Origin of the sequence: Vulcanococcus sp. DEBay_Sum29NL08_54 (assembly GCF_017859255.1) — a bacterium.
GTDB lineage: Bacteria > Cyanobacteriota > Cyanobacteriia > PCC-6307 > Cyanobiaceae > Vulcanococcus.
Map to the genome: position 1 here is coordinate 1 of NZ_JAFMNJ010000069.1, position 3,919 is coordinate 3,919.

General features: G+C 57.6%; 5 protein-coding genes, 1 tRNA gene and 1 pseudogene. 5 read left to right on the plus strand and 2 right to left on the minus strand.

The features are described from left to right. Positions 1-198: 198 nt before the first annotated feature. Both QZ186_RS11440 and QZ186_RS11445 read left to right on the plus strand, forming a co-directional pair. A pseudogene (locus QZ186_RS11440) lies at positions 199-489 on the plus strand (cation transporting ATPase C-terminal domain-containing protein); the annotation flags it as partial. A 39-nt stretch (positions 490-528) separates the two neighbouring features. Next, the gene (locus QZ186_RS11445) at positions 529-1,233 is read left to right on the plus strand and encodes a phosphoribosyltransferase (RefSeq protein WP_296416961.1); all 705 of its coding nucleotides are present in this window, start codon (positions 529-531) and stop codon (positions 1,231-1,233) included. A gap of 264 nt (positions 1,234-1,497) precedes the next feature. Here QZ186_RS11445 and QZ186_RS11450 read toward each other — a convergent pair whose 3' ends face one another. Further along, positions 1,498-1,761 (minus strand): hypothetical protein, encoded by a 264-nt coding sequence (locus QZ186_RS11450; RefSeq protein WP_296416951.1) that lies wholly within the window; start codon positions 1,759-1,761, stop codon positions 1,498-1,500. A 368-nt stretch (positions 1,762-2,129) separates the two neighbouring features. Here QZ186_RS11450 and QZ186_RS11455 point away from each other — a divergent pair, with 368 nt between their 5' ends. The 3 genes from QZ186_RS11455 to QZ186_RS11465 all read left to right on the plus strand — a co-directional run bounded on the left by QZ186_RS11455 (position 2,130) and on the right by QZ186_RS11465 (position 3,491). Next, positions 2,130-2,366: a hypothetical protein gene (locus QZ186_RS11455; RefSeq protein ID WP_296416954.1), complete on the plus strand. Its 237-nt coding sequence runs from the start codon at positions 2,130-2,132 to the stop codon at positions 2,364-2,366. Positions 2,367-3,058: 692 nt separating this feature from the next. Continuing rightward, positions 3,059-3,289, plus strand: a complete 231-nt coding sequence (locus QZ186_RS11460) for a hypothetical protein (RefSeq protein ID WP_296416957.1) — start codon at positions 3,059-3,061, stop codon at positions 3,287-3,289. A 73-nt stretch (positions 3,290-3,362) separates the two neighbouring features. After that, a complete protein-coding gene (locus QZ186_RS11465; protein ID WP_296416959.1) occupies positions 3,363-3,491 on the plus strand; it encodes a hypothetical protein in 129 nt (42 codons plus the stop codon). A gap of 95 nt (positions 3,492-3,586) precedes the next feature. Here QZ186_RS11465 and QZ186_RS11470 read toward each other — a convergent pair. Continuing rightward, positions 3,587-3,659, minus strand: a tRNA-Arg gene (locus tag QZ186_RS11470). Positions 3,660-3,919 lie beyond the last annotated feature (260 nt).

Here is a 3,919-nt window from a genome sequence, read left to right on the forward strand (position 1 = left end):
CGGTTTCTCTTTCGTTCCGGGGACGTACTCCTCTCGGTATTCGTCCTTAAAGCACGTGCTGGTCTTGGAGTAACCAGGCTGGGAATCCTGCTGAGCCCAGGCGGGGCTCACCTGGACCGTGCTGAACGCAAGCGTGAGCCCGGCCAGAACAGACAGGGACTTCATTGGGAGCGAAGAAAACAGGGAGCCCATGATCACGTGAGATCTGGATCTGACCAGAGGCAACGTCAAGGCGCAAGTGTGGCGCTGGGATCGATTGTTTTTGCCCAGGTGGGTGCGGTGTGGGCCTGTCGCTCCGACCATCGATTGGGCGGTCCGCGCCGGCCGCCGAATCGCCTGCTGTGGGCGGGCGTTGGCCTGGAGTTGTTGGCGTTCCTGTTGTTTCAGGGATGGCCACCCTTGGCTACAGCACTCCAGCTCGCCCCAATCCCATCAGAGTTTTGGTGGTGGCTGCTGTGGTTCATCCCCGCCCTATGGCTGGTGGATGCGGCCTATAAGCGCACCTCCCCGTCTTTGTGGAGGAGGCTGATGGAACAGCGGCAGATCCGGTGGCGAGACCGCCAGCAAGCGGGGGAGGAGTTGGCTAAGCGTTTGCTGCGTTGGCGGGCGGACCCCCAGGGAATAGTCGTGGGGTTACCGCGGGGTGGCGTCGTGGTGGCGCTCGAGGTGGCCATCGCATTGGACCTGCCCTTGGTGAGTTGGGCCGTCCGCAAGTTGGCCCATCCGCGCAACTCTGAACTGGCGGTGGGGGCCATTGCCCCCGGTGGGGTGCTGATTTGGGATGAACCCTATTTGCGTCAACTGCATCTGGAGCCGCAGCTGCGCAGGAGCATTGTGCTGAAAGCCGATAGGGAGCTGTATCGCCGTCAGCACCTCTATGGCGACCCCCCGTTGGCGAGCTTCAGGGATCGCCACCTACTGGTGGTGGACGATGGAGTCGCTACGGGCATGACGGTGCAAGCGGCCCTCCAGTCGCTACGGCAGGGGCAGCCGGAACAAATCATCTTCGCCGTGCCTGTGATTGATCGAACCGTTGCCGCCCGCCTGCGTCCCCAGATGGATGGGTTAGTGGCCCTAGCTCAGGTGGATCACCTACGGGCCGTGGGTGATTGGTACCAACACTTTGAGGCTGTCGATGATCGGCATGTGCAGGCCGTTATGACTGCCTGTAGCTCGGATTCAGCCAGCAGCGAGGCAGGAATTCACCGGAGGGGAAAAGCAGATCTCGTTTAAGGAATGCCTCCGGTTCCTGCAGCTCTTCACCGGCATGGAGACGCCCCAGCACCCGTTGCGAAAAGGGGTTGAAGAGCTGCTGCAGCTCCAGCACCTCCACGATCGATTCGTCCTGTCGGGTGATGAGGAACATCGGGCACGGTTGCGGATCTCCTCTGTTTAGGCAGGTTCCTTTCCCCTGCAGGACGCATCCGTGCTGCAACCCGCTGACACCCCGCTGCCTTTTGGCGCGGCTGCCCCCTTTCCGTGGAGCTGTTCGGCGGATCAGCCGTCTTGGCTGTTGAGGTGGATGGTGTGGTGCCTGCGTGGGCTAGCCACGAAACGCTCTGGCGCCATGGCATCGGCTTGTCGTTCGAGCCAATACGCCGCCATGTTGGAGAGGGAGCGACCTTGCTCATCGCTTGCTTTGATGAGCGTTTGGTAGGTCGACCAGGGAACGGTGATTGTGACCCGCTGGGGCTTGCGGCTGGCAAGCGCGAGTGAGGGGGAAGCCTGATTGCGGGCTTGAAGGAGACGCTCCTGAGTCATCTCTGAAAAATAGACTCTTAAGACATTCTTGACCACTGACGGGTAGGGCACCTCCCCTAATTAGGGGCAAGGAAAACTACTTTTGATGCAGTTCTTGCAAAAGCGCTTTATGCATTATGTGCATAAAGCCTGTTGGCACTTGAGATTTGAGAGGGAATATGCGGATCTTGTGTAGCTGACGCATGCAGCAATCTTGCTACATGTTCGATACATGGCTTTGCACAATGTTCGCCTGAGTTGCCTGCAGCCGCAGCCATCTACGTGTGCGGAAAGAAGCCGTCATGCAGCAGACCTGCTGGATAGGTGCGATCGAGGCGTCGGCTCGATCAGCTGTTCCTAGCCTGGTCTCAACCTGAGAAGAGGCTGGAATGGCGACCTGTGACTTCACGGTTCCCGAGGCTACGAATGCTTCGGCTGCCGCACTGCATCAGCTCAAGGAGTTGCTCCAGAGCGATCCCGGTTTCGCTCAAGCCATGCGTGCCACCCCGTCTTCGCAGGGCGCGGCTCGGTTGGCCGCCGACCATGGAATTTTGGTGACGCCGGAGGCTCTGTGGCGCCATCGCGGCACCCTGGGCAGTGGCGGCATCCCAACCTGGCGCGGCTGAGCGAGCTAGCGATGCCTGGAGAGCCAATTCGTGAATCGCTGATGCGCTCAGTCATGAGTTTGCAGCGTCAACAGCAGCAGGCGGTAGTCACCAGGGCTGGAGCTGATGGTGCTAATCAACAGCAATTTCGGGTCGGATTGAGAGCTTGCTTGCAATGTTCAATATATCTTCCCCTGCTTAGTCTTTGGATGTGAAACGATGGAAAGCACATGGAGACAAACACAATTGCAAGCAAATCCATCCTCGAGGGAGGTTTCGCTGCGGAGGTTCTGACTCAATTTTCCGAGCGCCTGGCGGCTCTTGAGTTAGAAAAGGAATTAACTGTTCTGCATCCAACCTGGCAGGCCTGTTGTGGTCGACTTGGGTGCGGCTGGAAAGGTTCGGAAACGAGCCATTACTCGGAATCGATGGATAGCGCCTATGCACATGCAACCGAGAAGCATGAGGGGGAAATCCAGGGCATCGTTGTTTTGAAAGGCTCGTAGTTACTGAGCCAATGGCTCAAGATCACTTCTGTGATGGAATGCGAAATAGCTTGGTTGGCAATGCATACACACAGCGCTTCTGACTTTTGTCTACTGAAATAGCTGATCACAGCATTCGCCTGCCAATAGCTTGGGCTGTGACCAGGAGAGGAGAACACCAAAGCGCAGGCTCTTACCACTGTCACTCGCCATTATTTGCTTCTTGCCATGAATAACTCTGTGATCGAGATGCTGATTGCCTATGGCTTCGTCATCGCGCTGTTTGTTGGACTGCCGGCGATTGTTTTTCTTGTCGTATTCTTGCCCGCTCTTATGCGCACTACCGGTGAAACAATTGGAGCCTCTCAGTTGAATCGTAAGGAGTGGCCTGGGAAATCAATGGCAGAGCCTCATGCAGGAAAGCCTGCACGGAGTTTAACCATGGCGAATACTGCGTAGTCGATGGGTTTTTGGCGCATTCAGCGGTTCCTTGGTTGAATGAATTGACTTGATCATTCCCACTCCGATCGCAATGGAGCAGCTGGCCGAGCTGACGGGCCACTCACCCAACGATCCGGCTGTTCGTGTGCTGTTTGTCCGGCTGATGCTGCGCGGCCACCTGGTGCCTTTTGTCGAAGACTGGTGGGAACAGATCCGCTGAGATGAAGTCCGGAATGCTGCCGAGGGGTGGCGGTGCACCTGTGCGTTTTGGGCGCGGTTTGGGCGCGCCTTCTGATCTCAATCCCTGAGAAGTCAATCGGAGCGACAGGATTCGAACCTGCGACCTAGTGCTCCGATGGCACCCTCGCTACCAAGCTGCGCCACTCGGTCTCGGATAACGACCAAAAATTTCAGGAGCCCTATCTCGTACCCACAGGGACTCCAGAAGCCCCCCGTGCCCCCTTCATGGCTGAGCATCTAGGGGATCACTGTCAGGCGCTATAGAAGCCTCGCCAGACGCTTGGGACGGCTCTCAGCTGTCAGTCAATGTGTCAGTCAGTTTGTCAGTCAATCGGATTCAACAAAACCCGAGATCAACTGCGCTGCAATGGGGTGAACCGCTGTGCCGTTCTGCCCCAGATTCCGACC

Coding starts and splice junctions, on each gene's coding strand:
- QZ186_RS11445 (WP_296416961.1), top strand. CDS start 529: ATGGAACAGCGGCAGATCCGGTGGCGAGACCGCCAGCAAGCGGGGGAG.
- QZ186_RS11450 (WP_296416951.1), bottom strand. CDS start 1,761: ATGACTCAGGAGCGTCTCCTTCAAGCCCGCAATCAGGCTTCCCCCTCA.
- QZ186_RS11455 (WP_296416954.1), top strand. CDS start 2,130: ATGGCGACCTGTGACTTCACGGTTCCCGAGGCTACGAATGCTTCGGCT.
- QZ186_RS11460 (WP_296416957.1), top strand. CDS start 3,059: ATGAATAACTCTGTGATCGAGATGCTGATTGCCTATGGCTTCGTCATC.
- QZ186_RS11465 (WP_296416959.1), top strand. CDS start 3,363: ATGGAGCAGCTGGCCGAGCTGACGGGCCACTCACCCAACGATCCGGCT.